A 4,281-nucleotide genomic window follows, 5' to 3' on the forward strand; every position below is an offset into this window, starting at 1 on the left:
ACGGCGCGTCGTCCAGCAAGCCGGCCGCCGCTCCCGCCCCACCGATGTGCGGCGACCCGACCACCCTGTCGCCCCACGACAAGCTGGCACAACTGCTGATGGTGGGGGTGCGCAACGGCGACGAAGCCCGCACCGTCGTCAACGACCACCACGTCGGTGGAATCATTATCGGCGGCTGGACGGACCTGTCCATTTTCAAGGGCCCGCTCCTCGATATCGCCCGCACTGCGGGGCCCCTTCCGCTGGCGGTCGGCGTTGACGAGGAGGGCGGCCGGGTATCGCGGCTGAAGTCGCTGATCGGAGAGGCCCCCTCGCCGCGGCAACTCGCGCAGACCCGGACGCCGCAGCAAGTGCACGACCTCGAGGTCGAGCGCGGCAAAAAGATGCGCGACCTTGGTATCACCATCGACTTCGCGCCGGTGGTCGACGTCACCGACGCCCCCGACGGCGTGATCGGGGATCGCTCGTTCAGCGCCGACCCCAACACCGTCACCGCCTACGCCGGCGCCTATGCGCAGGGCCTGCGCGACGCCGGGCTGCTGCCGGTCCTCAAGCACTTTCCCGGCCACGGGCATGGTTCCGGCGATTCACACAAGGGCGGGGTCACCACGCCGCCGCTGAGCGAGCTGCAGACCAACGACCTGGTGCCCTACCGGACGCTGGTGGCCCAGCTCCCGGTGGCCGTGATGATCGGTCACCTGCAGGTTCCCGGCTTGACCCCCGACGACCTCCCCGCCAGCCTGAGCCGCGAGGCCGTGCAATTGCTGCGCGACGGCATCGGCTACGGCGCTCCGCCCTTCAACGGCCCCGTCTTCAGCGACGATCTGTCCAGCATGGCCGCCATCTCCGATCGGTACGGCGTGTCCGACGCGGTGCTGCGCACCCTGCAGGCCGGCACCGACGTCGCGCTGTGGGTCAGCATCGAAGAGGTGCCCGCGGTCCTGGATCGGCTGCAAAAAGCGCTGGCAGCAGGCGAATTGACGATGCCGGCGGTCGACCAGTCGCTGGCGCGGGTCTCGGCGATGAAGGGTCCCAGCAAGGCGTGCGGCCACTGACGCGCCACTGACATGCGACTGACGCGCTACAGCATCGTTACCCTGAAGTCAGATACCTGGGCAGAAAGGTACAGCGCTAGAGGCCTAAAAGGGGATAGCGATGGCGGGTGGTACCAAGCGGCTGCCGCGTGCTGTCCGCGAGCAGCAGATGCTCGACGCCGCCGTGCAGATGTTCTCGGTCAACGGCTATCACGAGACCTCGATGGACGTCATCGCCGCCGAGGCCCAGATCTCCAAGCCGATGCTGTACCTGTACTACGGCTCCAAGGAGGACTTGTTCGGGGCGTGCCTGAACCGCGAGTTGGGCCGGTTCATTGACGCGGTGCGCGCCGACATCGACTTCGCCCAGGGCCCGAGGGACCTGTTGCGCACCGCGATCGTGTCCTTCCTGCGCTACATCGACGCCAACCGAGCGTCCTGGATCGTGATGTACACCCAGGCCATCAGTTCCCAGGCGTTCGCCCACACCGTCCGCGAGGGACGCGAGCGGATCATCGAATTGGTCGCCGAGCTGATGCAGGCGGGCAGTCGCAACCCCCGGCCCGAGGCCGAGCACCAGATGATGGCGGTGGCACTTGTGGGCGCGGGCGAGGCGATGGCCAACCGGCTCAGCACTGGCGACATCGACGCCGACGAGGCCGCGGAGCTGATGATCGACCTGTTCTGGCACGGCTTACGGGGGGCGCCGGAGGACCGCGAAGCCGCAGCTACCGGCTAGGGCCGCGACACCTTAGATTCGTGAGGTGGCCGAATCGGCGCGATTGCACCCCTCCTTTTCGGGACGCAATCTCGACTTCTTCTGCGCGGTGCTCATCGTGGGCTTGCTGGCCGGGATCGCGGGATTGGCGACGACGGCCCTTTTGCGCTTCGTCGAGCACCTCACCTACCACTACAGTCTCGGCACGTTGCTCGACGGGGTCATCGGCACCAGCCGCGTCCGGCGAGCCCTGGGTCCGATGGTCGGCGGGGCCCTGGCGGGGTTGGGCTGGTGGATCCTGCGGCGACGCACCGAGGTGCCACCTCTCGCCGAGACCATCGCCCGCCGAGACCGGGTGCCGCGGCTGGCGTGGAGCATCGACGCCGCCCTGCAGGTGTTGCTGGTCGGCTCGGGGGCGTCCCTCGGGCGGGAGGGAGCCCCACGCCAATTCGCCGCGGCCCTCGGCGATCTGGCGACCGGATGGCTGAAGCGGCTGTCGATTCGCGACCGCGAGATCCTGCTGGCGTGTGCGGCCGGAGCGGGCCTGGGCGCGGTGTATGCCGTTCCCCTGGCCGGCGCGCTGTTCTCGGTGCGGATCATGCTGAACACCTGGCATCCGCGAGCGCTGGGCGCGGCGTGCCTGACCTCCAGCCTGGCCGTCGCGGTTGGTTCGGCCGTCACCCACGATCACCGCATCCTCGAGTGGCCCGACCCGCACCTGTCCTTCCGGTTGACCGGCCAGGCGCTGTTGGTGGCGCCGCTGGCATTCGCGGTAGGGCTGGCTTTCAACCGGCTGATGGCCGCGGCAAAGCCGGTGCCGCAGCTGCGGAGCTGGGTGCTGATCCCGGCGCTCGCGGGCGCCGGCTTGGTCATCGGCATCTGTTCGCATCGGTTTCCGGAGTTGCCGGGCAATGGGCGAAGCATCCTGACCGTCAGTCTCGCCAGTGGCATGACCCTGACGACGGCCATCGCGATCCTGGTGCTCAAGCCGCTGTTGACCGCGTTGTTCCTGCGCGCCGGCGGGGCCGGCGGCCTGCTCACGCCGTCGCTGGCCACCGGCGCGGCGGCGGGATCGGCGCTGATGTTGGCGATCAACTCGCTGGCCGGAACGCATTTCCACCTGCCGACGGTGTCGCTGGCCGGCGCGGCCGGGGTGCTCGCGGTCACCCAGGGCTCACCGATCTGGGCCGCCATCTTCGTGTGGGAACTTGCCCGGCCCCCGCTGTGGCTCTTCCTGATCTTCCTGACCACCGCGTTGGCGGCGCACGGCCTGAAACTGCTCGCGAAGGGGCGCGGCCCCACGCATGCCGGCTAGGGGGCCTGGACGCTGCCGGTCAGATACGGGTATCCCTTCGCGATGTTGCGCAGCGAGAGATTCCAGCCGGCGGCGGCCGAGCCGTTATCGTCGATGTAGAGCCCGGCGGTGGCCGGCAGCACCAGCGGCTTGCCGAACTTCACCGAGTACTGCACTTGGTCGGGAATGCGGGCCTCGATATTGGCCAATACCGCTGCGGCGCTGAACATCCCGTGCGCGATCACCGTCGGGAACCCGAACAGCCTGGCGGCGATCGGGTTGGTGTGGATCGGGTTGTGGTCGCCGCCGATGACGGCGTAGCGACGGATCTGGCCGGGCGTGACCCGCAGCACCGTGCTGGGCGGGGGCAGTTTCGGTTCCTTCTGCGGCGGCGGTTTCGGCTCGTCGGACAGGGTGGTGCGTTGCTGGTGCAGAAACGTGGTCACCTGGTGCCACGCGGTGTCACTACCGATGCTGACGTCCGTCACCAGGTCAACCAGCAGGCCCTTACGGTGCTCGCGCAGGTTCTCGGCGTGCACGCGCACGCCGACCGTGTCGGTCACCGCGATCGGGCGGTACTGCGTGATGTGGTTCTCGATGTGCACGGATCCCATTGCGGGAAAAGGAAAGTCGAATCCCGTTACCAACGACATCATCGCGGGAAATGTCAACGCGAACGGATACGTCAACGGCACGTTGGTGCCGTAGCGCAGCCCGGTGACCCCGGCGTACTCGGCCACGTTCGTGTGGTCGATGGATAGTTCGTCGACGGTCACCGTGCGGTCGGGCAGTTTCCCTGCCCGGGGCACCAGCGGTAAGGCGCCCGCCGCCGCCCGCAGCATGTTTTTCAGGCCGCTTGGCTGATTCATCACGTCTCCTAGCGGTCAGGCGCCCAGCATGGCCTGGCCGCACACCCGAATCACGTTGCCGGTCACCGCATTCGAAGCCGGGCTGGCGAAATACGCGATGGTCTCGGCCACATCGACGGGCTGGCCACCCTGCAGCAACGAGTTCATCCGGCGACCCACCTCGCGGGTGGCCAGTGGGATGGCGGCGGTCATCTGCGTCTCGATGAATCCCGGTGCGACGGCGTTGATCGTGATGCCCTTGTCGTACAGCCCCGGAGCCAGCGCCTGGGTGAGGCCGATCATCCCGGCCTTGGTAGTGGCGTAATTCGTCTGCCCACGGTTGCCCGCGATCCCGGCCATCGACGACAGGCCGATCACCCGGCCGCC

Annotated in this window: 5 protein-coding genes; 3 read left to right on the forward strand and 2 right to left on the reverse strand. The window is 68.2% G+C overall.

All coding sequences use genetic code 11. The annotated features are described in order from the left end of the window. The 3 genes from JO059_RS07895 to JO059_RS07905 form a co-directional block, all read left to right on the forward strand. On the forward strand, positions 1-1,055 hold a 1,055-nt coding region (locus JO059_RS07895), incomplete at its 5' end, for a glycoside hydrolase family 3 N-terminal domain-containing protein (protein ID WP_293315540.1). Positions 1,056-1,155: 100 nt separating this feature from the next. Then, a complete protein-coding gene (locus JO059_RS07900) occupies positions 1,156-1,773 on the forward strand; it encodes a TetR/AcrR family transcriptional regulator (protein ID WP_293315541.1) in 618 nt (205 codons plus the stop codon). A 25-nt stretch (positions 1,774-1,798) separates the two neighbouring features. Next, the gene (locus tag JO059_RS07905) at positions 1,799-3,067 is read left to right on the forward strand and encodes a chloride channel protein (RefSeq protein ID WP_293315542.1); all 1,269 of its coding nucleotides are present in this window, start codon (positions 1,799-1,801) and stop codon (positions 3,065-3,067) included. On the opposite strand, the gene JO059_RS07910 is transcribed toward JO059_RS07905, so the two are convergent. Beyond that, positions 3,064-3,915: a MaoC/PaaZ C-terminal domain-containing protein gene (locus JO059_RS07910; protein WP_293315543.1), complete on the reverse strand. Its 852-nt coding sequence runs from the start codon at positions 3,913-3,915 to the stop codon at positions 3,064-3,066. The two genes, JO059_RS07905 and JO059_RS07910, sit on opposite strands and share 4 nt — an antisense overlap. Before the next feature lie 15 nt (positions 3,916-3,930). After that, on the reverse strand, positions 3,931-4,281 hold a 351-nt coding region (locus JO059_RS07915), incomplete at its 5' end, for an SDR family oxidoreductase (RefSeq protein WP_293315544.1).

It is taken from the genome of Mycobacterium sp. (assembly GCF_019247615.1).
GTDB lineage: Bacteria > Actinomycetota > Actinomycetes > Mycobacteriales > Mycobacteriaceae > Mycobacterium.